Origin of the sequence: Modestobacter sp. Leaf380 (genome assembly GCF_001424485.1) — a bacterium.
GTDB lineage: Bacteria > Actinomycetota > Actinomycetes > Mycobacteriales > Geodermatophilaceae > Klenkia.
In genome coordinates this window covers 41,038-66,805 of sequence record NZ_LMQC01000024.1, presented here as the reverse complement: position 1 = coordinate 66,805, position 25,768 = coordinate 41,038, and the positions used below count along the sequence as shown (strand labels likewise).

Annotated in this window: 20 protein-coding genes and 1 tRNA gene; 5 read left to right on the top strand and 16 right to left on the bottom strand. The window is 73.6% G+C overall.

Annotated features, from left to right (window positions below; genetic code table 11):
* Positions 1-94: 94 nt before the first annotated feature.
* Together ASG41_RS21500 and ASG41_RS21495 are read right to left on the bottom strand one after the other, a co-directional pair.
* Positions 95-6,799, bottom strand: coding sequence for an AAA family ATPase (locus ASG41_RS21500; protein WP_157519631.1), 6,705 nt, complete (start codon positions 6,797-6,799; stop codon positions 95-97).
* Positions 6,800-7,150: 351 nt separating this feature from the next.
* Positions 7,151-7,224 (bottom strand) — tRNA-Gly (locus ASG41_RS21495).
* Between the two features lie 73 nt (positions 7,225-7,297).
* Between ASG41_RS21495 and ASG41_RS21490 the strand changes: the two genes are divergently transcribed.
* Positions 7,298-7,921, top strand: a complete 624-nt coding sequence (locus tag ASG41_RS21490; RefSeq protein ID WP_056300496.1) for a methyltransferase domain-containing protein — start codon at positions 7,298-7,300, stop codon at positions 7,919-7,921.
* On the opposite strand, the gene ASG41_RS21485 is transcribed toward ASG41_RS21490, so the two are convergent.
* Positions 7,911-8,648 (bottom strand): dienelactone hydrolase family protein, encoded by a 738-nt coding sequence (locus tag ASG41_RS21485; RefSeq protein WP_056300491.1) that lies wholly within the window; start codon positions 8,646-8,648, stop codon positions 7,911-7,913. The genes ASG41_RS21490 and ASG41_RS21485 overlap by 11 nt on opposite strands.
* Positions 8,649-8,706: 58 nt before the next feature.
* On the opposite strand from ASG41_RS21485, the gene ASG41_RS21480 reads away from it, so the two are divergent.
* From ASG41_RS21480 to ASG41_RS21470, 3 genes are read left to right on the top strand one after another with little or no spacing between them, the layout of a single operon-like run.
* Positions 8,707-9,033, top strand: coding sequence for a hypothetical protein (locus ASG41_RS21480; RefSeq protein ID WP_056300487.1), 327 nt, complete (start codon positions 8,707-8,709; stop codon positions 9,031-9,033).
* Between the two features lie 28 nt (positions 9,034-9,061).
* Positions 9,062-10,555, top strand: a complete 1,494-nt coding sequence (locus ASG41_RS21475; protein WP_235564993.1) for a HAMP domain-containing sensor histidine kinase — start codon at positions 9,062-9,064, stop codon at positions 10,553-10,555.
* Positions 10,552-11,214: a response regulator transcription factor gene (locus tag ASG41_RS21470; RefSeq protein ID WP_056300479.1), complete on the top strand. Its 663-nt coding sequence runs from the start codon at positions 10,552-10,554 to the stop codon at positions 11,212-11,214. Before ASG41_RS21475 ends, ASG41_RS21470 begins: the two co-directional genes overlap by 4 nt.
* Before the next feature lie 118 nt (positions 11,215-11,332).
* Here the strand turns inward: ASG41_RS21470 and ASG41_RS21465 are convergent, their stop codons facing one another.
* The 4 genes from ASG41_RS21465 to ASG41_RS21450 all read right to left on the bottom strand — a co-directional run bounded on the left by ASG41_RS21465 (position 11,333) and on the right by ASG41_RS21450 (position 14,571).
* On the bottom strand, positions 11,333-11,689 hold the full coding sequence (locus ASG41_RS21465) for a hypothetical protein (RefSeq protein ID WP_056300476.1): 357 nt from the start codon (positions 11,687-11,689) through the stop codon (positions 11,333-11,335).
* A gap of 87 nt (positions 11,690-11,776) precedes the next feature.
* Entirely contained in the window at positions 11,777-12,964 is a 1,188-nt protein-coding gene (locus tag ASG41_RS21460; protein ID WP_056300473.1) for a phosphotransferase, read from the bottom strand.
* 70 nt (positions 12,965-13,034) lie between these two features.
* Complete coding sequence (locus ASG41_RS24980; protein WP_056300470.1) at positions 13,035-13,991, bottom strand: methyl-accepting chemotaxis protein; 957 nt, start codon at positions 13,989-13,991, stop codon at positions 13,035-13,037.
* A 1-nt stretch (position 13,992) separates the two neighbouring features.
* Positions 13,993-14,571 (bottom strand): PAS domain-containing protein, encoded by a 579-nt coding sequence (locus ASG41_RS21450; protein WP_056300468.1) that lies wholly within the window; start codon positions 14,569-14,571, stop codon positions 13,993-13,995.
* Positions 14,572-14,660: 89 nt separating this feature from the next.
* Between ASG41_RS21450 and dcd the strand changes: the two genes are divergently transcribed.
* Positions 14,661-15,248, top strand: coding sequence for a dCTP deaminase (gene dcd, locus ASG41_RS21445; RefSeq protein WP_056300465.1), 588 nt, complete (start codon positions 14,661-14,663; stop codon positions 15,246-15,248).
* 45 nt (positions 15,249-15,293) lie between these two features.
* Here dcd and ASG41_RS21440 read toward each other — a convergent pair whose 3' ends face one another.
* The 9 genes from ASG41_RS21440 to ASG41_RS21400 form a co-directional block, all read right to left on the bottom strand.
* Positions 15,294-16,607, bottom strand: a complete 1,314-nt coding sequence (locus tag ASG41_RS21440; RefSeq protein WP_235564992.1) for an MFS transporter — start codon at positions 16,605-16,607, stop codon at positions 15,294-15,296.
* Positions 16,608-16,650: 43 nt separating this feature from the next.
* A complete protein-coding gene (locus ASG41_RS21435) occupies positions 16,651-17,655 on the bottom strand; it encodes a sugar phosphate isomerase/epimerase (RefSeq protein WP_056300458.1) in 1,005 nt (334 codons plus the stop codon).
* 26 nt (positions 17,656-17,681) lie between these two features.
* Complete coding sequence (locus ASG41_RS21430) at positions 17,682-18,851, bottom strand: Gfo/Idh/MocA family protein (protein ID WP_056300454.1); 1,170 nt, start codon at positions 18,849-18,851, stop codon at positions 17,682-17,684.
* A 63-nt stretch (positions 18,852-18,914) separates the two neighbouring features.
* A complete protein-coding gene (locus tag ASG41_RS21425) occupies positions 18,915-19,961 on the bottom strand; it encodes a substrate-binding domain-containing protein (RefSeq protein WP_056300452.1) in 1,047 nt (348 codons plus the stop codon).
* Between the two features lie 132 nt (positions 19,962-20,093).
* Positions 20,094-21,224, bottom strand: coding sequence for an ABC transporter permease (locus ASG41_RS21420; RefSeq protein WP_056300447.1), 1,131 nt, complete (start codon positions 21,222-21,224; stop codon positions 20,094-20,096).
* Entirely contained in the window at positions 21,221-22,762 is a 1,542-nt protein-coding gene (locus ASG41_RS21415; RefSeq protein WP_235564991.1) for a sugar ABC transporter ATP-binding protein, read from the bottom strand. The genes ASG41_RS21420 and ASG41_RS21415 overlap by 4 nt, the downstream gene beginning before the upstream one ends.
* A gap of 172 nt (positions 22,763-22,934) precedes the next feature.
* Positions 22,935-24,113: an ROK family protein gene (locus ASG41_RS21410; protein ID WP_235564990.1), complete on the bottom strand. Its 1,179-nt coding sequence runs from the start codon at positions 24,111-24,113 to the stop codon at positions 22,935-22,937.
* A 41-nt stretch (positions 24,114-24,154) separates the two neighbouring features.
* Positions 24,155-25,114 carry a DUF389 domain-containing protein gene (locus ASG41_RS21405; RefSeq protein WP_200939173.1) on the bottom strand — a complete coding sequence of 320 codons (960 nt, stop codon included), beginning with the start codon at positions 25,112-25,114 and terminating at the stop codon, positions 24,155-24,157.
* 77 nt (positions 25,115-25,191) lie between these two features.
* Entirely contained in the window at positions 25,192-25,752 is a 561-nt protein-coding gene (locus ASG41_RS21400; RefSeq protein WP_056300441.1) for a hypothetical protein, read from the bottom strand.
* Positions 25,753-25,768 lie beyond the last annotated feature (16 nt).

The window sequence follows — 25,768 nt, the reverse complement described above, 5'->3', positions numbered from 1 at the left end:
TCTATCGTCACTGACTGTCTCTGCCGCAGCGCCGATGACCGCCTCCCCTCGGTCCGCCCACGGCTTAGGCGCACTCACGCCGGCCGGCGCGCCGTCAACCGCCGCCGTCGATGGAGGCAGCGCGGCTGACGTAGTCGCGCATGACCGTCCGTGGAGCGACGGCCGTGAGCAGGTCGAATCCGCGCCTGGTTACGACTAGTGCGGCGCCGGTCAGCCGCGGCCACGGCTGGTGGTAATCGCTGGTCTCGTAGAGAGTCCTCCAGGTGCGCAGCGCGGCAAGCGGCCCTGCGCCGTCGTACAGCTCGAACGGCCTGTCGGTCGAGGTCGCCCGGAACGCGGCGAGCAGTGCGGGCCCAGGTACAACTGCCATCTTTGGGAGCCCAAGCCCGCCACGAGCGTCGGTGGCTGCGCCGACGCTCATGTCAAGCCCTGCGAGCGGTTCGACGTCGCTGAACCGGAAGGGCACCGATAGCAGCCCTTCCCAATGGTCCAGATCGCCGCGGACGAACGGCGGCAGGTCCGAGCCGGTCTGTTCGTGCTCGTCGCGGGCCTCTGGGCCCCGGAACCGGAAGACGAGCACGTCGCCCTGGTTGTCACCGCGGGGCGTAGACGAGCGGAGCGCCTCGGCGCTGGCCAAGACGCGCCAGCCACCGCCAGCGTCGTCGAGCCCGCCAAAGTCCGTTATGACCGGCGCGGCGACGGTCCCGGACGCCGCACCGGCAAGTCGCTCGGGTCCGTCCGCGCCCGCCGTTGCTGCAGGGGCTGGGGAGAGCGTGTTCCAGAGCCGGTCGTAGCGGCTCGGCGGAGGCGGAACGGCCGGCCGGGGAAGGCGTGTCGCCTCGAGCGCCAGGGCCAGCCGCGGGGGGTCTAAGAGGAAGTCGGCGAGTTCGGCTTCGCGCGCGCCAGGGTCCTGCAGGGCGCCGCAGCGTAGGTCGGCCGACCTGGCGCCGGCTGCGGCGCGCTGGAGCGCATCCTCAGCGGCCTCCGAGATCGCCAGCCAGGCATCGGGCCATCGGCGCTCGTCGCCGTGCCGGTCCTCGAGCGCCTTGAGCTGGCGGCGCATCCTCTGCGTTAGTTTCCCGTCGTCGATCGCGCTGGCCGTTAGCCGGACGACGGCGGCCGAAAGCCCGGGCAGGAGCGGCTCGGCGGCGGCCAGCCGCCGGCCGGCGACTTCATCGACGATCGCCTGCGCCGTGCCGTCGTCGTTGTGATCGTTTTGGTTGTGCGAGTCGGGCGTCCACAGTCTGGTCGACGCGGCGCCGACCAGCTCCGGCTCGGCTGGCTCGGGCGAGCCGAGTGAGGCCGGGGGGTAGGTCAGGGACCGGGCGAGGGCGCGCACGACCAGGTGCGGTCCACCGGCCAGGGCCGCCAGGGCGTCGCCGCTCGTGGCCAGCGCGTCCGAACCTGGGCCTGCGGACCGGACGAGCAGTGAGAGCAGCCAGGTCAGCGTCGCCGGATCGGACAGATTCTCGAGTGCATGCCTGATCCCGTCTGCGGCGGCCGCGGGCCGTTCGGCGAGCAGGTGCTCGGTCGCCAGGAGCGCCCTGCGCTTGGCCTCGCGCTCGGGCCGGGCCAGTCCCGCGATCGCGGCGGCGGCCAGAGCGGCGTCGACGTCGCCGGGGGCCTTCTCGCCGTGATCGGGCGACGGCGCGTTGTACGGCAGGTCCGGGTCGTCGTCGGGGTGGACGCGCGGCGTCCGCGCGTCGATGACTTCCAGGGCTGCGTCGAAACACGCGAACGCTGTGTCGACATCGTCCGCGTGGTCGGGGGTCGCCGCCCCGGTGACGAACGCCAGGACCATTGCCTGGGCGATGCCCCAGGTCCCGCTGTGGTCGCTACGGATGGCGCGGGCGATCTCGTCGCCGATGACTGCCAGTGCGGTGCCGGCGTCGGCGGCGGTCGCTGTCCGCAGGGCGTTCAGGTGCGTCTCTCCACCGAAGGCAAGCCAACCGCCGCGCCCGCGGGCGCGTGTCCACGCCAGAGAACCCGCCACGGCAGCAAGCGTGGTCTCGCCCCGTTGGGTGAACCCGTCGGCCAGCGCGGCGAGCAGGTCGCTCTCGCGTCCCAGGCCGATGCCGTCGGCGATCTGCTCCAGGTGGGCGGACGCTTCCTCACAGCGTCCGTCCTGGGCCATCTCCAGCAGGCGGTAGCCGAGGACGCTCGCTGCTCTGTCAAGGGCCCAGGCGTCCGACTGGTCGGAGTACGGCCGGGACTGCCAGGCCCGGATAGCACGGGCCAGGCCTATCGGTCCCGTCGGGAAGTTGGGCAGGACCAGCGAGCCGAGCCGGTCGGCGAGGCCGTCCGGAGCGTCCGGAGCGGGCCGGCTGTACGGGTTGTCGCGCTCAGGCGGCCCGGCGACCACGGGCAGCGGCCGCACGGTTGGCGCGCCGGGCGCCGATCGGGCGGCGGCGTCGATGGCTACGACGACGCTCTCGTCGGACGCCACGATCTCCTCACTGTTGGTGAAGGAGTACCGCGGCGGCCGTTCGTCGGACCTGGCCAGGCAGGACGCGAGCAGCCGTCCCGGCCCGCTCTTCGGGTCGGGCGACATCTGGGCGAGCCGGGCGACGGCATCGGGGTCGGCCGGATCCAGCGGGAGGCTGATCGCGAGGCGCAAGGCGGCAGCGACGAACGGATCCGCTGTCCCGCTGCACGCGCGCCAGAGCTCGGCGAGCGCGTCGTGCAGGTGGTCGTCCGGCTCGTTGCAGCGGGCTTGCACGGCCGGCGCGACGAGCCCAGCAAGGGCGACGGGGTCTGCGGCGGCCAGCAGCTCCCACCACCGGCTGGGGGCGCCGCGGGTTCCCTTCCCGTCGGTATGCAGCCAGACCCGCTCGCAGATTCCCTGCACCGCCGGGAGCCTCTGCCGCGCGCGCCGGGGGTCCGCGTCGATGAGCGCCGCGAACGGGTTTAGCAGCTCGTAGACCGTCCTGTCCTTGCGCCACCCGTACGCGACCAGCAGCTGGCACGCCTGCGTCCACAGGGCGATTGCCTCTCCGCGCGCGCCGGCCGCGAGCTCGATCCGTGCGGAGAACAGCCGCGTCTCAGCGATATCGCTGTAGAAGCGCGCACCGGACTCCTCCATCTGGGCGCGGGCCAGTGCGCGGACCGCCGTTAGCTTCGACGCGGGCGCCGTCTCGATCGTGAGGAGCATCAGCCAGTCGGACGGCAGCGGCCCGCCGACCTCGCCGTACAACGTCGTGGCGAGGGCGTCGCCGACCCGCCGAACAACGCCAACGGCCCGCTCCCACGCGTCGTCGTCGGCGATCGCCGACACGGCCCGGCGGACGGTGGCCTGCAGGGTCCCATGAATTGGGTTCAGGTCGCACGCCCGCGGGGCCCCGACGAACGGGCGCAGGTCAGCCGTGAGCAGCTCAAGCGCGGCCTCCACCGCGGCGTCCCGGTCAGCAGCGGAGACGGTCTCACTGCGGGCCAGGGCGATGCAAAAGCGCAGCCAGCACCGGTACCAGCCGGGGCCGTCAACGAGCGCCTCGGCGGCGTCCAAACCAACCGGGTCTGCGCGGGCCGCCGACGCAATCTTGTCTAGCCACTTCGGCAGGACAGAGCGCTCCCACCGAACGGAGGACTGCTGGACATCGCGGGTCAACTGCAGCAGCGCGCCCCGGTCGTACGGCGACACGGCGGCGACGTCGTCCAGGTTCAGCCCGGCGGCGAAGAGCCGTGGGAGCGAGCCGTTCGGCAGGCGATGCGCGACTGCTGCCCACGCCCAGTCCACGGCGGTGCAAGACGATCCGGTCACGCGATCCGCGGCGATTGCCTCGGCCATGGCCAGGCAGTACGGCCCGGCACGCTCTGGCAGGTGCGCGAACGCGTCGGCCGCTGCGTCACCGTAGGTGTCGGCGAGGAGGCGGATGAGGTCGGCGGCCGACAGCCGCCCCTCGTCGTAGTGGTCCGCCAATTCCTCCCACCTCATCGGCGCGCCGAAGTCGTTGTCGGGCGAGGACGGGCTCGGAGAGTCCCCGGTCCCGGTCCCGGTCCCGGTCCCGGTCCCGGTCCCGGTGGCGGGCGGTGGGCCACTCGACGCCGCCGACAGCCGGAGCCGGCCCCGAAGCCACGCGAGCCCGACCGCCCTGTTGGACTCCTCGCCGTAGCTGGTCCTGTCGTCGTCGGCCTCGGCGCTGTATGCGGCCATGTACTCATGCCAGGGCGGCACTCCGCCGAGCCGGTCCACCGCCGCGCACATCTGCAGGCCGGCCCGCCCGGCCATGACGGGCCGGCCCTCGTGCAGCAGGCGGTCCGAAACGGCGTCAGCACCGACCAGGGACGTGGCCACGTCCGCGAACGCCACGACGGTCGACTCGAATCGTTCGTCCTGCAGCGTCGCGGCCGCCCGGCTGAGCTCGACGCATCGGACGGCCGCGGCCCAGTCGCCGGCCTGGGCGGCGCTGCTCGCGGCCGTCGCCAGGCACGCACGGATCGCCGACATCGGGAACGCAGCCGCTACGGCGTTGACAACGAAGTCGTGGTCGACCAGCTCGGCAGCCTCCCGATGACGGCCAGCCTTGGCCAGCACGGGGATAAGCGACCGGAACGCGCGGCTGTCCTCGAAGATGCCGCGGGCCCGGAGCCAGTCGGCGATTGACCCGAGCACGGCGGCAAGCGCGGCGGAGTCTCGTTGCAGTCGCTGGCGCAGGAACCGGCCGAACGACTCGTGGTAGATGCGGACTGCCCCGTGGCCCGGGCGTTCGACCAAGACCGGCGCGAGCGCGTCCAGCGCCCCGTCGACCCGGTGCCCCAAGCCGGGGTTGATCCCGCGGAGCTCGTCGCGGGTGACGGCGAAGTCAATGACGCCGATTACCTCTGCGATCCACCAAGCCTGCTGCTCCAGGGATGACCACAGGTGTTGGTAATAGTTCGCGAGGGTCCCGTCGAACGGCGGCAGCCTGAGTACTGCGGCGGCTGCGTTCTCCGCCCGGGCGGGGTCCCGGAGGACCTCCCGGCAGAGGTAGGTGGCGTACAGGGCGTTCCCGCCGGCCCGCTCTACCAGCGCGTCGAGGATCGCGTCCGTGTCGCCGGTGTCCGGGCTGGCGGGCATGCCGAGTGCCGCGGCCAGCTTCGCAAGCTCGGGCCGCGTCAGGCCGGGAACCTCGACGGTCGCCGGGGTGCCGTCGAGAAGGGGCTGGAGGTGGCCGCCGGGCTGGCTTAGGACGATCAGCGCGCTGCCTGGCGGCAGCTTGAGCGCGGCCAGCGCCTCGGCGATGGCGCGGGAGGCGTCGAAGCCGATGCTGTCGTTCCTGACGCGAGTGACGTGGTCGAGCCCGTCGACGACGAGCGCGACCCGTCTTCCGGGGTCTCTGGCGACGGCTGAAGCGATCGCGCCGACGAGGGCATCCTCGTTTGCTGCGAGCAACGGGCGCTGCTGCTCGACCGCTGCGGGGTCCGCGTCGGCCACCCGCGCGAGCAGGCTGCCGAACAGTGACTCCGCGACGACCCGGGCGACGCGATCGTCGTCTGCGTCTCCCAGGTAGCAGAAGTGCTCCGCGACGAGCCATCCGGCATTCGCGAGGCCGAAGACGAGCTGGTCGCACAACCAGGACTTGCCGTGCCCGGGCGGTGCGGTAACGACCACGCAGCCGCCGCCGCGGGCGGCCGCCGCTGCGGCGTCGGCGACCTTGCCGACCGCCGTGTCGCGGCCAATCGCGACGGACGGGTCAGAAGGACGTGTCCGGGCGACCGCTCCGTAGTCTTGCCGCAGCTGCGACCGACGGAGGATGTCCTCGCGGGAGACGTTCACCGTGCCTTGTCGGGCCGTGCGGGCCAGGCGGATGAATGCTTCGGCGACGTCGACCGCGGACCGGTCGCGGTTCGGGTAGGCCCCGGCGCCGATCTCGGCTCGCAGCCGTTCGAGCAGAAGCGCCTCGGCGGGGCCCGGCGCCGTGAGGTCCCAGCTTGCCCTCGGCGCCTCGACTTCAATGACGGCCCTGTCGCAGAACCAGTCGAGGTCCTCCCGCGGCACACGCCTGTCGCCCTCTCGCAGGAAAGCAAACGGGGCCTTGATGCCGTTGCCGCTGTCCGCCGAGCCCCAGAGCGCGTCGGCATCGAACCGCAGCCGGATCGTCTCCATACCGGGCTGGTATGGGCCAGGGTCGGGAGCCGCAGGGCGAAGAACCGCGAGGAGCTTTTCGTCCACAGGTCGGGCGTCGCGAAGGACGATCCGATAGGCCGCCGACGCGGCGCCCGCGCCAGGCCCGGCGTTGTCGGATGCCGCCGCCGCGACAAGCAGATCGAGCCGCAGGTCCCGCTTGTCTCCTGTGAAGGAAGCGAGTGTCAGCGGCTTGTAATCGCTGTCCGTGTGCTTGAACTGCGTCCGCTCGCGCCCGGCGTTCGGGTCGTTCGCCGTGGGGTCGTCGAACCGGTCGCCGGTGAAAAGCTTTTCGTCTACAAGGACATCGGCGACCGTCCCCAGCACGACGTCGACGAGGCGGCACGCCGTCAGCAGGTCCTGGTACTCATAGCCGCGGTGCGCGGCGGTTAGATCCGTCACCGCCCGACCCCTCGCGAAAACGGCTTGCTCGGCCACGGCAGCCGCTGGCGCCCTCGGCAGCGCTCCAGCCTTGGCGTCGGGGCCGGGCGGGGTCGCGGTTGGTGCACGCGCAACTATCTCATCGTCCTCGCCATACAGGCCGCCAGCGGATTTGTGGACATGCGAACTGCAAACGACGGGCATGGCGTCGGCGGTCGGCCAGGTCAGCACCTGGCCTTCGACAGTCACGATCGACGTTCCCGTCGCTGCCCCACCGGACGAAGCTCGTCCGACGAAGCCCGCCCGGTCGTCGAGCAAGACCAGGACTGAGCGACCGCCGTCTGGCACCAGCGCGTCCGCTCGTGGGCGGTCTCGGTCACGGCGAACATCTTGCTCGCCGGACCGTCACCCGTTTGCAGACACGACGAGCGGGCCGGTCCGTGAACGGGTCCCGTCTTAGTGGGCGAACACGGATCCTGTGTCGCTGTCACCCGCGTCGGGGTGACGTTGGCGGTGCGATCCCCGCGCTGCGGACAGGGGTCGGCGTGACCTAGTCATGACCTAGGTGGGGGCGAAGTTAGGTCACAGAGGGGGTTCTAAGGTCAAAAAGGACCATGATCGACCGGCTCGCCAGACGGGGCCAATAGCCTTCTGACCTGGGGCTTCAGGTGGAGCGGGTGACGAGAATCGAACTCGCACTGTCAGCTTGGGAAGCTGATGTTCTACCATTGAACTACACCCGCGGAGCGCTCCCAGACACTACCGCAGGGCCCGCGAGCCCCGGCAGAGCCCCCGCACCGTGGGCACACTCGGACGGTGACCGCTGACCCGTACGACGGCTTCCCGCCCGGCTTCTTCGACCGCGACGACCCGACTCCCGACGACGTCTTCTACGGCCCGCCGCGCTTGGTCACCCACATCGACGACCGGGCGATCGCGGCGGTCGGCGCGCTGTACACCGAGCTGGGCATCACCGGCCGGGCGCTGGACCTGATGAGCTCCTGGGTCTCGCACTTCGAGACCCCGCCGGCCGAGCTGGTCGTGCTGGGCATGAACGCCGCCGAGCTGGACGCCAACCCGGCCGCCACCCAGCGGGTCGTGCACGACCTCAACGTGGACCCGCGCGTCCCGCTGCCCGACGCGGACGTGGACGCCGTCGTCTGCTGCGTCTCGATCGACTACCTGACCCGGCCGATCGAGGTGCTCGCCGAGGCCGCCCGCGTGCTGCGTCCCGGCGGCGTCCTGGCGGTGACCTTCTCCAACCGGTGCTTCCCGACCAAGGCCGTGCACGGCTGGCTCGGGACGCCGGACTCCCAGCACGGCGCCCTGGTCGCCGAGCTGGTCCGCCGGGCCGGCGGCTTCACCGAGCCCGAGGTGCAGCTGCGCACCCCGGCCGGCCGCGGCGACCCGCTGTGGGCGGTGACCGCGGTCAGGGCCTGACCGCGGTGTGCTCCTCCAGGAACCCGAAGATGCGCGGCCAGGCGTCCTCGGCGGCGCTGGTCACGTAGGAGGTCCCGGGCAGCGGCACGAAGCCGAGGAGCCGGTGGTCCCCGGTGAGGAAGGAGTGCGCGGCGCCGGGCTGGGTGGTGACCTCGTGCTCCACGCCGGCCGCGGCCAGCCGCCGCTCCAGCGCCGGACCGGCGCCGGCCAGCGTGCGGTCCCGCTCGCCGTACTGGGCGATCACCGGCGGGCAGCGGGTCAGGTCGACGTCGTCCTGCGGGAGCTGGCCGTAGTTGGCGCTCACCGCCCGCAGGCCCTCCGGGGCCATCGAGCCCAGCAGCAGCGCGAACGCCCCGCCCATGCAGAACCCGATCGCCGTCGTCCGGTCGGCGGCCACGTCGTCCCGGGCGCCGAGCCACTGCTGCACGGCGACCAGGTCGTCGATGACCGGCCCCGGCCGGCGGGCGGCCATCTCGCGCACCGTGCGGACCAGGCAGCCCAGCCTGGACCCCGCGCTGAACACGTCGGGGACGACGGCGACCCACCCGCGGTCGGCGAACGTGCGCCCCACCTCGGTGATCTCCGGGGTCAGGCCGAACGCCTCGTGCACGACCAGCACGCCGGGCCAGCCACCCTCGGGGACCTCGCCGTCGGGACGCAGCACCACCGCGCGCATCGTCCGACCGTCGGGCAGGGGGACCGAGACGTCCTCGGGAGCAGCGGACATGAGAGTCCTCTCATCGGGTTCTCACCAGCAGGTCACCAGCCTGCGTCACGGTCACCTGGTGCGCACCCGCTCGGTCCTGTGGCTGCTGGCCACCGCGCTGCTGGTCGTGGCCGTCGTCGGCCTGGGCTGGACGGCGCTGCGGCCCGCGTCCGGCCAGCCGGGCCCCGACCCCGCCCCGATCAGCGTCCCGGCCCCGACCGCCGTCCCGACGCCCCCGGCCACCACCGCCCCACCGGCGACCACCCCGCCCCCGGTGGAGACCCCGGCCACACCGACCGACGTCGTCCCCCCGGCCCCGGTGGACGACGACGCGGACGACGACGACGCTGACGACGACGGGGACGATGCGGACACCGACGACGTTGACGACGACGGTGAGGACTGACCGCGGCAGCCGGGGCCGGCGACGGTGGGTGCCCCGTGCTGCCCGCACCCGGATCATCGGCTGGGTCCTCCTGCTGGTCCTGCTCTCCCTGGCCACGGTCACGCTGCTCACCTGGCGGCTGCTGGTCCGCGAGGCCGACGACCGGATGACGTCCTCGCTGCGCGCGGAGATCACCGAGTTCCGGGCGCTGGTCGACAACGGCCTGGACCCCAGCACCGGGCAGCCCTTCGCCTCGGTCGCCGACGTCCTGCAGGCCGTCCTCACCTACAACCAGGCCCGGCCCAACGAGAAGTTCCTCGGCTACGTCGACGGCGGCTACCGCTTCCAGAGCCGCATCGAGGCCCCCGTGCTGCTGTCCCAGGACGCCGCGTTCACCGCGCTCGTCGGGTCGGTCACCGAGACCCGCACCGGCAGCTACGCCTCCGGGGCCGGCGAGGTGCTCTACATCGCGGTGCCGGTCAGCCTGGCAGGCGACCCGAGCACCGGCGTCGTCGTCGCCGCGTTCTTCGCCGACGAGGAACGGCAGCCCGCCGACCGGACCGCCCAGCTGATGCTGCTCGTCGGCGGGCTCACCTCGCTGGCCGCCGCCGGCGGCGCCTGGGTCGTCGCCGGCCGCATCCTGCGCCCGGTCCGGGACGTCGCCGCCACCGCGCAGGGCATCACCGAGACCGACCTGTCCGGGCGCATCGAGGTGCCCGAGGGCCCCGGCGACGAGCTCGCCGACCTCGCGCACTCGGTGAACGCGATGCTCGACCGGGTCGAGAACGGCGTCGCCGCCCAGCGCCGGTTCCTCGACGACGCCGGGCACGAGCTGCGCACCCCGATCACCATCGTCCGCGGCCACCTCGAGGTGCTCGACCCCGCCGACGCCGCCGACGTCCGGGAGACCGTGGCCCTCGTCGACGACGAGCTGGACCGGATGAACCGGATCGTGTCCGACCTGCTGCTGCTGGCCCGGGCCGAGCAGCCCGCCTTCGTCCGCCCGCAGCCCGTCGACGTGGGGGCCCTCACCGTGGACGTCGTGGACAAGGTCCGCAAGCTCGGTGACCGGCAGTGGGTGCTGGAGACCGTCGCCGACGCCGACGTGCTGCTGGACCCCCAGCGCGTCACCCAGGCCGTGGTGGCGCTCGCCGACAACGCCGTGCACGTCACCGAGCCCGGCGACCGGATCGGCATCGGCAGCCGGCTCACCGGCGACGAGCTGCGCATCTGGGTCGCCGACACCGGCCCCGGCGTCGCCGAGGAGGACCGCGAACGGGTCTTCCAGCGCTTCAGCCGCGGCCAGGCCGGGGCGCGCCGCACCGACGGTGCCGGGCTGGGGCTGTCGATCGTCACCGCCATCGCCGTCGCGCACGGCGGCCGGGTCGCGCTGGACAGCGTGCCCGGCCGCGGCGCCACCTTCACCCTGGTGCTGCCCGCGCAGCTGGCACCGCCGTCCCCCGACGTCGCCACGCCCGACGGCACCGTCGACGACTCCTCGCGCACCGCCGACGTCCCCGAACCCGCTGGAGGCCACCCGTGAGCCGCGTGCTGATCGCCGAGGACGAGCCGAGGATCGCCTCCTTCGTCCGCAAGGGCCTGGAGGCCAACGGCTTCAGCGTCACCGTCGTCGGTGACGGGCTGGCCGCCCGGGACGCCGCCCGCAGCGGCGAGCACGACCTGATGGTGCTCGACATCGGGCTGCCGGTGCTGGACGGGTTCGCCGTCCTCAAGGCCCTGCGCGCCGAGCGCTGCACCATCCCGGTCATCGTGCTCACCGCCCGGGACTCCGTCACCGACACCGTCGCCGGCCTCGAGGGCGGCGCCGACGACTACATGCCCAAGCCCTTCCGGTTCGAGGAGCTGCTGGCCCGGGTGCGGCTGCGGCTGGCCCCGGACCGGGCCGGCGGGGAGGTCACCGTGCTCACCGCGGGCGACCTGTCACTGGACCTGCGCACCCGCCGGGCCGACGTCGGCGGCCGACTGGTGGACCTGTCCGCCCGGGAGTTCGCGCTCACCGAGACCTTCCTGCGGCACCCCGGCCAGGTGCTGGCCCGAGAGCAGCTGCTCTCCCACGTCTGGGGCTACGACTTCGACCCCGGCTCCAACGTGGTGGACGTCTACGTCCGGTACCTGCGCAAGAAGCTGGGCGCCGACCGGATCGAGACCGTCCGCGGCATGGGCTACCGCCTGGCGGTCTGACCCCGTCCTGCGCCCCGTCGGCGTCGACCCTGCAGGACGACGACGCCGACACGCCCTGGGACGGCGTGTCGGCGTTGCGGTCCTGCGGTCCCGGCGCCGCGGGGCGGGCCGGGGGAGGTCAGTCGTCGGGGGTGGTGTCGTCCGGGGTGGTGTCGTCGGGCGTCGCGGTGTCGGGCGTCGCGTCGTCCGGGGTCGCGTCGTCGGGGGTGGCGTCGTCGGGGGTGGCGTCGTCCGGGGTCGCGGTGTCGGGCGTCGCGTCGTCCGGGGCGGTGTCGGGCGTGGTGTCGGGCGTCGTGTCGGGCGTGGCGTCGGGGGTCGCGTCGCCGGGGGTGTCGTCGCCGTCGACGGCGGTCACCGAGGTGGCGGGGGCGCTGGTGGTGTCGTCGTCGGCGGTGGCGACGCCGGCACCGGCGATGCCGAGGCCGGTGAGGGCGACGCCGAAGGTGACGGTCTTCCAGGTGGCGGGGCGGTTCACGGTGGTCCTCCTCGGTCGGTTCGTGCTGTCAGGGACCACTGTGTCCGCGGCGGGTGAGCCCACCGGGAGAGCGCGATGAGCGGTCTCTCATCCGGCGAGCAGGGCCTCGGCCAGCGCCAGCCGGGCCTCCGTGCGGCGCGGCCAGCCGGCCTGCTGCACCCGGAACGGGCCGGTGGCCAGGCCCAGCACGACCGCGGCCACGCGGGGGGCCAGCTGCGCAGCGGGCACCGGCAGCCGGGCGGTCACCTCGGCGCACGCGGCGTGCGCGCCGGAGACGGCCAGGTGGCCCAGCAGGTTCGCCCAGTCGTCCACCCGGTGCCCGGCCCCGGCGCCGTCGACGTCCAGCAGCCCGGTGACGGCGTCCCCGGTGAGCAGCAGCTGCGCCTCGTACAGGTCCCCGTGCACCGGGACGACGGGGTGCTCGCCGACCTCGGTGTCGGCCAGCGTCCGCGCCAGCCGGTCCAGCCGGGGTCGCAGGTGCGGCGTCACCAGGCCCAGCACGGTCGCGTGGCCGGCGGCCCGGTCCAGCGGTGTCCGCACCGGCGGCAGTCCGGCCAGCGCGGCGGGCAGGTCGTCGAGCACCCGGTCGACGGCGGCCCACGGCACCGGCCCGCCGAGCAGCTCGCGCAGCGGGGTGCCGGGCAGGGCGGGGAGCACGAGCACGCCGTCGTCGGTGGTGGCCAGCACCGGGGGAGCGGGCACCGCCCCGGCCAGCAGTGCGTGCCGTGTCGCCAGCGCCGGGGTCTGCGCCGGTGGCAGCACCTTGAGGAACCACCGGCCACCCGGTGCGGTGACCTCGACGACCGCGCGTCGGCCGGGCCGGTAGGCGCGCAGCCGCAGCACGGCGTCCTGCGCGGGCAGGCCCAGCGCGGGCAGTCGGCGGCGGACCGCGGCCGCGGAGGTGGCCCAGGCCAGGCCGGGCAGCGCCGGGTCGTGCGGCCAGCGCCACAGCCCCACCCGCACCGGGCCGTCGTCCCCCCCGCCCTCGACGACGGCGGCACCCTCGGGGACCCGGCTGCCGGTGGTGGCAGCCAGGGTGTCCCGGGCCGGGCGGCCCGCGGCGTCGACCAGGGCGGCGGCGTACTGCACGGTGGCGGCGCCGTCGGTGCGCAACGTGACCGAGGTGGCCCGCAGCGAGCGCAGCGTGGCACCGGTCGGGGCCAGCACCGCCGACCACAGGTCGACGGCCGCCTCGCCGAGCAGCAGCTGCAGCGAGTCCGGCCAGCGGTCGGCCAGCACCGGGGTGGCGGCCGGGGTGAGCAGGGAGGTGGTCACCGTCGGACGGTCCCGCCCGACGGTGACGCCCCCGTGAGGGGCGGATGAGAGCAGCCTCATCCGCCCCGGCTCAGCTGCGCATCGCGCCCAGGAAGCCGGCCATCTCCGACTGCAGCCGCTCGGCCATCCGGGACAGCCCGGTCTGGTCGCGCGGGCCACCAAGGGAGGCCGAGCCGTCGACGGCGGCCACGATCCCGTCGACCAGCGCGGTCATCGCACCGACGGTGTCCCCGACGCCGGTCATCACCGCGGCGACGTCGTCGCAGGAGCGCTGGATGCCCTGCACCTGCTTGGCGACCTGCTCGGTGGCCCGGCCGGTCTGGTCGGCGAGGTCCTTGACCTCGCTGGCGACGACCGCGAAGCCGCGGCCGGCCTCGCCGGCGCGGGCGGCCTCGATGGTCGCGTTGAGCGCCAGCAACCGGGTCTGGGCGGCCACGGAGTCGATGAGCGCGATGACGGTCTGGATCTCCACCGAGGACCGGGTCAGCGAGCCCAGCGTCTCGCGGGCCGCGACGACCTCCGAGCTGGCGGCGTGGGCGGCGTCGGTCAGCCCGGACGCGGTGGCCGACAGCTCGGTGGAGGCGGTGGCCAGGCCCTCGCTGGTGGCCAGCGCGACCGTCTCGAACTCGTCGGCCAGCGCGAGGCGGTCGGTGGCCGCCGTCTCGACCCGGCCGGCGGTCGTGCGCATGGCGTCGCGGGCGTCGTTGATGGCCGTGGCGCTGCGCCGGAAGGCCCCGGGGAGCCCGGTGAGCAGCACCTTGCGGTGGAAGCGGCCCTCCGCGGCCGAGGTCAGTGCGGCGCTGGCCTCGCGGACGAAGGCGTCGGAGACGTCGAAGGCCCGGTTGGCGGCATCGCGCAGCGCGAGCAGCTCGGGGACGTCGTCGGAGCCCTCGACCGGGAGGCTGCGGGCCTCCAGGTCACCGCGGGCGACGGCGGCGCAGTCCTCGGTGAGGCGACGGACGAACGCCCGGTAGACGGCGAGCTCGGCGGCGTCGGAGGCCGAGTGGGAGCGGGATCGCAGTGCCACGTCAGTTCTCCTCGGACCCGATGACGGACCAGATCAGGTCCTCGTAGCTGCCGGCGCGTTCGGTGACCAGCTCGGTGAACAGCGCCGAGGAGGCCGTGACCGCGGCGCGGGCGTTGGGGTGCCGTCGCTCCTCGGCGAGCAGGCGCTCGTAGAGCGGGCGGATCTGCTGCAGGGCGCGGGGCGAGGGGCGACGCCGGTTGGAGTGGTAGCCGACGACCTGCCCGGAGGCGTCCCAGGAGGGCGTCACGTGCGCGAGGACCCAGTAGTTGGCGCCGTCGGCGGCCAGGTTGTTGATGTAGGCGAAGAGCTCCTGGCCGCGGCCGAGGGTGTCCCACAGCAGGGCGAAGACGGCGCGGGGCATCTCCGGGTGCCGGATGAGGCTGTGCGGCTGCCCGACCACCTCGTCCAGGGAGTAGGCGCCGACCCGCAGGAAGACGTCGTTGGCGTAGGTGATGACCCCGCGCCGGTCGGTCTTGGAGACGATGAGCTCGTCGGCGGAGAACGTCCGCTCCACCCCGGTGGGTCGGATGGCGGGCCGCGTGCGCCGCTCGGTCGGGGGTGCCTCGAGAGTGCTCGGCATCGGGGAGACTTCCGTCCGTTGGTGTGCTGGAACCCTCGTGGTCGGAACGTGGCGCCAGGACTTGAGTCGAGATCTGTAGGGTCCGCGCCATGCTGCTGTCCGACCGCGACATCACCGCCGCGATCGCCGAGGGCCGGGTGGGCATCGAGCCCCACGACCCCGGGTTGATCCAGCCCTCGAGCATCGACGTCCGGCTGGACAGGTTCTTCCGGGTCTTCAACAACGCCCGGTACACCCACATCGACCCGGCCCGGCAGCAGGACGACCTGACCACCCTGGTGGAGCCGGCCGAGGGCGAGCCGTTCGTGCTGCACCCGGGGGAGTTCGTGCTGGGCTCGACCCTCGAGGTCGTCTCGCTGCCCGACGACCTGGCCGCCCGCCTGGAGGGCAAGTCCTCCCTGGGCCGGCTGGGACTGCTCACCCACTCCACAGCCGGCTTCGTCGACCCCGGGTTCTCCGGCTCCATCACCCTGGAGCTGTCCAACGTGGCGAACCTGCCGATCACGCTGTGGCCGGGGATGAAGATCGGCCAGCTGTGCCTGTTCCGGCTCAGCAGCCCCTCCGAGCACCCCTACGGCAGCTCGGTCTACGGCTCCCGCTACCAGGACCAGCGCGGTCCGACGCCGTCCCGCTCGTACCGCTCCTTCAGCGTCGCGGACACCCACGTCCGCGACTGACCGCACGGAGTGGGAGGGGCGCGGGATCCGCGCCGTGGCACTCCGTCAGCTGCGCGGCACGGCCACCGGGGACTCGACGCCGGCGGCCTCCACCCCGGGCTCCCCGGTCGGCGGGCCCACCCGCAGGCCGGGCACCTCGTCGTCCACCTGCCGGTCGGCGCAGACCAGCCAGCCGGTGACGAACAGCCCGGCGACGCCGGCGTAGACCAGCACGAACATGCCGGTGTAGCCGCCGGTGAGACCGCGCAGCAGGCCGACCAGCAGCGGGCCCACGGCGGCGATCGAGTAACCCCAGCCCTGCACGACGGTCGACAGCGCGTTCACCGTCTCCGGCGTCCGGGCGCGCAGGCCGATCAGCGACAGCACCATCGCGAACGTGCCCATGCCGATGCCGAGCATCGACATCCACAGCCAGGTGAGGGTCAGCGGCGCCAGCAGCAGCCCGGTCCAGCCCACCAGGTAGCAGGCCATGAAGCCGACCAGCATGGGCCGCTGCCAGGACTGCCGGACCGCTCCCGAGGGCACCAGCGCGTTGAGCGGGATGACGATCAGCGCGTTGACCCCGACCAGCACCCCGGCGGCCGCGGCGGACATGCCCTCGTCACGCAGGTACTGCGCCGTCCAGCCGACGATCACGTAGGCCTGCATCGCCTGCAGGCCGAAGAACACGGCCATCTGCCAGGCCAGCGAGCTGCGCACCAGCACCCGCAGCCGGACGGCGGACCGCGGCGTGCCCGTCCCGGCCGACCGGCGCGGCACCAGCAGCCACGGCGCCACCGCCAGCAGCGCGAAGACCGCCCAGACCCCCAGTGCCCAGCGCCAGCCGTCGGTGCCCACGGCCGCCGCGATCGGGGCGGTCGAGACGCTGGCGACGGCGCCGCCGATGGCCATGGTCGTGCTGTAGGCGCCCACCAGCAGCCCGGTGCGGTGCGGGAACCAGTGCTTGACGATGCCCGGCAGCAGCACGTTGCCCAGCGCGCCGCCGACCATCGTGGCCACCGTGCCCAGCAGGAAGAGCCAGAACGACGGTGCCGCGGCCCGGCCGATGACGCCCAGCGCCATCACCAGCAGCGCGGCGGCCAGCACGTGGCCGTCCCGGAACCGGGCGGCCAGCGGGGGCCCGGCGAAGCCGATGAGCGCGAAGCACAGCAGCGGCATCGTGGTGATCAGCCCGGCGGCGCCGGAGGAGATGCCCAGGCCGCGCTCGATCTCCTGCAGCACCGGGCCGACGCCGTTGACCGCCGTCCGCAGGTTGAAGCCGGTGAGCACGATCGCCACCGCGACGAGCACCAGCCCCCGACGGGGGGTCCCGGCGGGGGCTGGTGCGGAGTCATGAGTCGTGCTCACGGTCTTGCTCACAGGGTGCATGGTCCACCCGGCCCGGAGGGGCCCGGCAGGAGGGTCAGCTGCGGCTGAACGCCGCGTCGAACGCCGCCGAGGGCGGGTCGAACGCCAGGTTGCGGACGAACGCCAGTGCCTCGGGGGCGCCGACCAGGCGGTCCATCCCGGCGTCCTCCCACTCGACGGAGATCGGGCCGTCGTAGCCGATCGTGTTCAGCATCCGGAAGCACGCCTCCCACGGGACGTCGCCGTGCCCGGTGGAGACGAAGTCCCAGCCGCGCCGCGGGTCGGCCCAGGGCAGGTGCGAGCCCATCCGGCCGTTGCGGCCGTTGCCGACCTGCTTCTTCGCGTCCTTGCAGTCCACGTGGTAGATCCGGTCCTTGAAGTCCCAGAGGAACCCGACCGGGTCCAGGTCCTGCCACACGAAGTGGCTGGGGTCCCAGTTCAGCCCGAAGGCCTCCCGGTGCCCGATGGCCTCCAGCGCCCGGACCGTCGTCCAGTAGTCGTAGGCGATCTCCGAGGGGTGCACCTCGTGGGCGAACCGGACGCCGGCGGCGTCGAACTCGTCCAGCACGGGGTTCCACCGGTCGGCGAAGTCCTGGTATCCGGCGTCGATCATCGACGCGGGCACCGGTGGGAACATCGCCACGGTCTTCCAGATGGAGGACCCGGTGAAGCCGACGACGGTGGACACGCCCAACGCCCGCGCGGCGTGCGCGGTCGCCTTCATCTCCTCGGCGGCCCGGCGGCGGACGCCCTCGGGGTCGCCGTCGCCCCAGACCCGCGGGTCGACCATGTCGGCGTGCCGCTCGTCGATCGGGTCGTCGCAGACGGCCTGGCCGTTGAGGTGGTTGCTGATCGCGAAGACCGACAGGCCGTGCTGCTCCAGCAGGTCCTTCTTGGCCTGCAGGTAGGCGTCGTCCTCGGTGGCGCGGACGACGTCGAGGTGGTCGCCCCAGCAGGCGATCTCCAGGCCGTCGTAACCCCACCCGGAGGCCAGTCGGCACACCTCCTCGAAGGGCAGGTCGGCCCACTGGCCGGTGAACAGGGTGACGGGGCGGGGCATCGGGCTCTCGCTCTCTACAGGGCTGTCTAGAGGGGGACGGGGGTCCAGGTGGACCGGTCGGCGGCGCTGCGCTGGACGGCGTCCAGCACCCGCTGCACGGCCAACCCGTCGGCGAAGGACGGCGTGGGCTGCTCGCCCGCGGCCAGCGCGCCGACCAGGTCGACCACCTGGTGGGTGAAGGCGTGCTCGTAACCCAGACCGTGCCCGGCCGGCCACCAGGCGCCGACGTGGGGGTGGCCGGGTTCGGTGACCAGGATCCGCCGGAAGCCGGCGGTCGTGTCGGGCTCGGCGCCGTCGAAGAACTCCAGGACGTTCATGTCCTCGAAGTCGAAGGCCAGGCTGCCCAGGGAGCCGTTGACCTCGATCCGGATGGCGTTCTTGCGGCCCAGGGCGAAGCGGGTGGCCTCGAAGGTGGCCAGCCCGCCGCCGGAGAACCGGGCCAGGAAGACCGCGGCGTCGTCCACGGTGACCGTGCCGGTGCCCTCGCCGGCCGTGCCGGACAGCGACCCGCCGGCAGCTGCCAGCGGGCGCTCCTTGACGAAGGTCTCCAGCGCGGCGCTGACGCCGGTGACGACCTCGCCGGTGATGTGCTGGGTCAGGTCGACCACGTGCGCGCCGATGTCGCCCAGCGCGCCGGAACCGGCCTTGTCGGCCTCCAGCCGCCAGGACATCGGGGCGGCCGGGTCGGCGATCCAGTCCTGCAGGTAGGCGGCCCGGACGTGCCGGACCTCGCCGATCCGGCCCTCGGCCACCAGCTGGCGGGCCAGCGCGACGGCCGGGACCCGCCGGTAGGTGAAGCCGACCATCGCCGACACGCCGCGCTCGGCGGCGCGCTCGGCGGCCGCGGTCATCGCCTCGGCCTCGGCCACGGAGTTGGCCAGCGGCTTCTCGCACAGCACGTGCTTGCCGGCCTCCAGCGCCGCGATCGCGATCTCGGCGTGGGTGTCGCCGGGGGTGCAGACGTCGACCAGGTCGACGTCGGGGCTCTGCACGGCGGCCTGCCAGTCGGTGCTGGTGGCCGCCCAGCCGAGGCGGTCGGCGGCGGCCGCGGTGCGCTCGGCGTCCCGGCCGACCAGCAGGGACATCTCCGGGCGCAGCGGCAGGTCGAAGAAACGGGGGGCGGTGCGCCAGGCCTGCGAGTGGGCGGCGCCCATGAAGGCGTGGCCGACCATCGCGACACGCAGGGGGGTGCTCATCTCGGTCCTCTCCTCAGGGGGTGCCGGGGTGCGCGGGGGAGACCCGCGCACCCCGGCGGCGGCTCAGGACTCGAACGCGCTGTCGATGTACTGGTCGACGTTGTCCGCGGTGACGACGGGGGCCGACAGGGTGATCTGGCGGGGCACCTCGACGTCGATCAGGTCCGAGAGGGCCTTGCCCTGGGCGACGAGCCGGGCCAGCCGGACGCCGTCCGCGGCCTGGCTGGCCGGGTAGATGACGGTGGCCTGCAGGACCGAGTCGCCGGCCTGGATGTCGCGCATCGCGTTGGCCGACCCGGCACCACCGACCATGAAGAACTCGTCACGGCCGGCGTTGTCGATGGCGGCCAGGACGCCGATGCCCTGGTCGTCGTCGTGGTTCCACAGGGCGTCGATCTGCGGGGCGGCCTGCAGCAGGTTCGCCGTGACCTCCTCGCCGGACTCCACGGTGAACTCCGCGGCGACCCGGTTGTCGACGTCCAGGCCGCAGTCGGCGAGGGCGTCGGAGAAGCCCTGGCTGCGCTCCTGGGTCAGCGGCAGCGAGTCGATGCCGGCGACCTCGGCGACGACGGCGTCGGGGGTGTCCTCCAGCTGGGAGCAGACGTACTGCCCGGCCGAGACGCCCATGCCGTAGTTGTCGCCCAGGATCGTGACGCGGGCGGCGTCCGGGTCGTCGAACTCGCGGTCGACGTTGATGACCGGGATGCCGGCCTGCATGGCCTCCAGCGCGATCGGGGTCATCGCGGCGCCGTCGAAGGGCAGCAGCACGATCGCGTCGACGCCGTCGTTGATGAAGGTCTCGACCTGGCTGATCTGGGCGGACACGTCGTTGGTGCCCTCGGCGACGATCAGCTCGACGTCGTCGTAGCCCTCGGCCTCGGCGCGGGCGGCCTCGGTGATCTGGGCCATCCAGCCGTGGTCGGCGGCCGGCGCGGAGAAGCCGATGGTGACGGTGTCACCGGTGTCGTCGTTGGAGCTGGCGGCGTTGTTCCCGCCGCCGCCGGAGCTGCTGGCCTCGGGGGTGTTGCCGGTGCAGCCGGCGACCAGGGCGCCGGCGCCGACCAGGGCGACGGCGGTGGTCAGCAGGCGGCGCTGCCTCGTTGCAGACATGGGGTTCTCCTCGCGGGGTCGCCGAACGGCGCGGTGCCGGTCGATCGGGGTGGTGGGTGGTGCGGGACGAGCTGGGGGAGCTGGTCAGGAGGCGGTGCTCAGGGGACGGTGCTGGTCAGGGGGCGGTGCTGGTCAGGGGGCGGGGACGCCGGGGCTCGCGCCGGCCGGTGCCCCCTCGGCGGCGGTCGGCGGCAGGGCCTTGCCGGACCGCTTCTGCCGGCGGCCCGCTGCGACCCGCTGCTGCAGCAGGACGGCGGCGACGATGATCACGCCCTTGGCGACCGCCTGCGAGGAGCTGGACAGGTTGTTCAGCGTGAAGACGTTGCTCAGCGTGGTGAAGATCAGCACGCCCAGGACGGTGCCGACGATCGTGCCGCGGCCACCGACCAGGAGCGTCCCGCCGATGACGACGGCGGCGATCGCGTCCAGCTCCAGCAGCGTGCCGTGCGTGGAGCTGCCGGTCGTGGTGCGCGCCATCAGCATCACCGCGGCGATGCCGCAGGTGACCCCGGACAGGACGTACAGGGCCACGGTGTGCCGCTGCACCCGGATGCCGGCCAGCCGGGCGGCCTCGGCGTTGCCGCCGACGGCGAACGTGCGGCGCCCGAAGGTGGTGCGGTTGAGCAGCACCCACCCGGCGACGGCGACCACCGCGAAGATCCACACCAGCATCGGGATGCCCAGCGGCGAGGCGCCGAAGAAGGACAGGAACGACTCGTCCCGGACGGTCTGGGTGCGCCGGTTGGCGATGATCTCGGCCAGGCCGCGGGCGGCGGCGAGCATGGCCAGGGTGGCGATGAAGGCCACGAGCTTCCCGTAGGCGATCACCACCCCGTTGACCAGACCGGCCACCGCGCCGACCAGCACCGCCGTCCCGACCATGACGATCCAGTGCGTGTCGGCGGCCATCGCCTGGGTGGCCAGGGTGGTGGCCCAGACCGAGGACAGCGCGACCAGCGCGCCGACCGACAGGTCGATGCCGCCGCCGATGATCACGAAGGTCATGCCGATGCTGACGACGCCGACGACGGCGGCCAGCCGCAGGATGGTCACCACGTTGTCGGTGCTGGCGAACCGGTCGCCGGCGGTGACGATCCCGACGATGCAGAGCAGGGCGAACGCGACGACGAGGCCCATGTTGCGCCCGACCGAGCCCGACAGGAAGCCCCCGCCCGAGCTGCCCCGGGTGCTCGGGGGCGGCCCGGGCCGGTCGGAGGCCGGGCTGGCGCCGGCCGCGGTGGTGGTGGAGGTCTGCTCGGTCATGCCACGTGCCCCTCGGTGGTGTGGGTGGCCCCGCTGGGGAGGCCCTGCATCACCAGGTCCAGGACCCGGTGTTCGTCCAGTGCGGTGGCCGGCTCGTCGGCCATGACGCGGCCGTCGGCCAACACGAGGACCCGGTCGGCGAGGCCCAGGACCTCGGGGATCTCGCTGCTGACCACGACCACGGCCACCCCGCGGTCGGCCAGGGCGCGGACCAGTGCGTAGATCTCCGACCGGGCCCCCACGTCGACCCCGCGGGTGGGCTCGTCCAGCAGCAGCACCCGGCAGTCCCGCAGCAGCCAGCGGGCCAGCACGACCTTCTGCTGGTTGCCGCCGGACAGGGTGCGGACCTCGCGGTCCACGTCGACCGGGCGCAGGTCCAGTGCCTCGGTCTGCTCGATGGCCGCGGCCTTCTCGGCCCGCACGGACAGGAAGCCGGCCCGGGAGAAGCGGGCCAGGCTGGACAGGGTGATGTTGCGGTAGATGGGGTCGCCCAGCAGCAGCGCCTGGCTCTTGCGCTCCTCGGGGGCCAGGCCCACGCCGGCGCCGACCGCGGCGGCGACGTCGCCGGCGCGCAGCTTGCGGCCGTCGACGCGGACCTCACCGGTGCTGGGCCGGCGGGCCCCGTAGACGGCCTCGAGCACCTCGGACCGGCCGGAGCCGACGAGCCCGGCCAGGCCCAGGATCTCCCCGGGAGCGACCGTGAAGGAGACGTCGGAGAACCGGCCCGGGACGCTGAGCGCTGTCACCTCGAGCACCGGGGCGGCGCTCGCGGCCGGCCGTTCGGTGCGCTGGGGGAAGACGTACTCGATGGTGCGGCCGGTCATCAGCGAGATGACCTCGCGGGTCGGGGTCTCCCGGGCGGGCAGGCCGGTGGCGACGGTGCGGCCGTCCTTGATGACGGTGATCCGGTCGCCGACCTGGCGGATCTCCTCCAGTCGGTGGGAGATGTACACGACGGCCACGCCCTGGGCGGTGAGGTCGCGGACGACGTCGAAGAGCCGCTCGACCTCCTCGTTGTCCAGCACCGCGGAGGGCTCGTCCATGACGATCAGCCGGGCGTCCTGGCTGAGCGCCCGGGCGATGCTGACCATCTGCTGGCTGGCCGCCGACAGGGCGCCGACCTCGGTGCCGGGCCGGATCTCCGGGTGGCCCAGCCGGGCCATGAGCTCGGCGGTGGCGCGCTGGTCGGCAGCCGGGCGGCTGAGGCCGAAGCGGGAGCGCTCCCGGCCCAGGTAGACGTTGTCGGCGACCGAGAGGCCGGCGACGAGGTCGAGCTCCTGGTAGATGGTGGCGATGCCCAGGCTCATCGCGGCCTGCGGGTCGCTGAGCCGGACCTGCTCGCCGCGCCAGCGGATCACGCCCTCGTCGGGCTGGTGCGCGCCGGCCAGGACCTTGATCAGGGTGGACTTGCCGGCCCCGTTCTGGCCCAGCAGGCAGTGCACCTCCCCGGCCCGGACGTCGAGGTCCACGCCGCCCAGGGCCCGCACCCCGGGGAAGGTCTTGACGATCCCCTGCATCTCCAGCAGGGGACCGCTCACGTCGGTCCCGGCCACATCGCCGCCCTCCTGACTTATGCTCACCACTGAGCATTAGTGCGTTGCGGCGTCAACCTATGGGGTTGTCAGAGGTGTGGTCAAGGTCGCTCGGCGTCGTTACCGAAACGCAACAGACACCGATGTGCACGGTGGTGCGTGAGAGGCCGCACGGCGCCTAGGAGGTGATGGCCTCGCGGACGGAGTCCTCGTCCAGGTAGCCCTCGATGGCCATCAGCGCGGCGCCCACGCGGCCCGACAGGTCCGGGGCGTCGCTCACCGAGATGTCCAGCGTGCGGGCGGCCAGCGGCATCGCCCGGGCGTAGACCGACTCCCGGATGCCCGACAGCAGCGGCAGGCCCGCCCGGGCCACCCCGCCGGTGACCACGATGCGGTGCGGGTTGAAGAAGTTGACCAGCGAGGCCAGCACGGTGCCGATGGTCCGGCCGGCGTCCCGCACCAGCTCCAGTGCCGCGCCGTCCCCGTGGGCGGCCAGCTCGACGACGTCCCGGGTGGTGGTCACCGGCAGTCCCGCCGCCAGCGCGTCGCGCAGCAGCGACGCCCCGCTGGCGAGCGCCTCCAGGCAGTTGGTGTTCCCGCAGCGGCACAGCACGCTGCGCCCGTCGGCGGCCGGGACGTGGATGTGCCCGATGTCCCCGGCGCTGCCCTGAGCCCCCCGGTAGACCCGGCCCTCGACGATGATCCCGCAGCCCACCCCGGTGCCGACCTTGACGACCAGCACGTCCTGCACCGACCCGCCGACGCCCATCTCGCCCAGTGCCATCACGTTCACGTCGTTGTCCACGAAGACCGGCGCGGCCCAACGGCCGAAGGCGTCCGGGATCGGGTGGTCGTGCCAGCCAGGCATGATCGGCGGGTGCGAGGGCCGCCCGGTCGAGAACTCCACCGGCCCGGGGACGCCGACCCCCACCGAGCGGACGTCCTCGTCGCGCAGCCCGGCCTCGGTGAGCACCTCGCGGGCCAGCCGCTCGGCCTCGGCCAGCACCGCGACCGGGCCCGCCGAGATGTCGATCGGGTGCCCCGCGGTGGCCAGCACCCGGGCCGACAGGTCGGTGACGGCGACGTCGACGCTGGTGACCCCCAGGTCGACGGCCAGCACGCAGCCGGCCTCGGCGTTGAACTGCAGCAGCGTCGGCGGTCGCCCGCCGGTGCTCCACCCCCGCCCGCCCTCGGCCAGCAGGTTCGCCGCGATCAGCTGGTCCACCCGGTTGCTGATCGTGTTCCGCGAGGCGCCGGTCAGCGCCACGAGCTCCGCGCGGCTCTTGGCCCGGCCGGTGCGGACGTGGTGCAGCAGGGCACCCGGGGTGGCCGACACCTGAGCCGGGACCTGGACCACGGGCGACATGGTGGCACGACCGGGTCCGCCCGGCCGTCGGGTCAGCGGGGGGTGTCGAGGAGCCGGCGCGGCACGGCCCGCGGCACGCGCCGCCAGAACGCCTTGAGCACCAGCAGCGTCAGCACCGCCGCGAGCAGGATCCCGGCGACGTTGATCCCGAGCTGGAGCACCGACCGTGCCGAGTCCGCCCAGTCCCCGAACGCCACGCCCAGGGCGAAGGCCGCGGCCGCGGGCACCGTCGTCACCGAGATGAAGACGCCGACCAGGCTGGCCGACTTGGAGCTGGTCAGCGCCAGCATCCCGGCCACCCCGGCGATGAACGCGACCGGGAAGGACCACCGGTCGGGCCGGGTGATGAACCCGGTGGCCGGGCGCTCGGCGAGCAGGTCGCCCACGTCGGCCCAGCCCAGTCCCCGCAGTGCCAGGCAGAAGACGATCGTCAGCAGCGTGGCGACGGCGAAGCCGATCCCCAGTGCCCTGAGGGAGTGCCGGATGATCCCGCGGTGGCCGTGCACCAGGCCCAGCGCGATGCCGGCCAGCGGGCTGAACTCCGGGCCCATGACCATGCCGCCGATGAGCAGCACCGCCGAGTCGGTGACGATCGCCATCGCCGCGAGCAGCGTCGCGATCGTCAGGAACGCGCAGAACGTGAGGGTCAGCCGGGACTCCTCGTCGGCGGTGGCGACCACCTGGTCCCAGACCACCGCGTCCGCACCGTCCCCGGGGGCGTCCCGGACCGACTGCTCGGTGGCCGCCGACAGCGAGGTGTCCACGCTCTCGATGGCGATGCCGCCCTCGCGCTCCACCCCGTGCCGCTGCAGCTCGTCGACCAGGTGGTCCACGGACTCCCGGGCCACGTCGCACATCACCAGGTCGCCGGAGGGGCGGCGCACCACCCCCGGCAGGTGCACCAGGTGGGTGACGCCCACGTGGTCGGACAGCAGCGTCAGGACCTCGTCGGTCCGGTCGGTCGGGACGGTGATCCGCAGGTGGAGCAGCACGGGTGATCAGTACCAGGTCGCGGCACGGGGGTCGGTCCGCCGGGCGGGTGCTCGACCGGGTGCACCGCAGGGCGGGGCTACGGGGTGCCGGTGACCTGGACCGTGGTGGTGGCGACCGTGGTGGTGCTGCCGTCCCCGGCCAGCCGCAGCATCGCGATCTCGTGCGACCCGTCACCGGCCGGGGCGGCGATGGCCAGGTCGGGGGACAGGCACTGCTGCAGCTCCAGCGCCGGGCCGGCCGGGGTCTGGGTGTAGCTGACCGTGGAGCCGGCGTCGCCGCGGACGGGGGTGCCGTCGACGGTGACCACGTAGGCGGCGTCGTCCGGGCCGGTGAGCCGGTACCGCAGCGTCTGCCCCGCGGTGACCTGGCTGGACTGCACCCCGATCGCGGGGGTGTCGCAGTCCGCGGTCAGCGGGACGGCGTCCGCGCCCCGTGAGCCGGCGAAGCCGAGGACGCCGAGCACCACGACGGCGACCGCGAGCCAGACCCAGTGGTTGCCGCGGCGGATGGTCGGCCGGTCGTCGGCGAGCACCCGCTCGTCGTTGACGTCGCGGGCGTAGTGCAGCGCCGAGCGACGGTTGCCCGCGGCGAGCTCGGGGTCCTCGCGCCCGCGCACCCCGCCGAAGATGAAGCTCACCGGCCCAGTGTCCCCT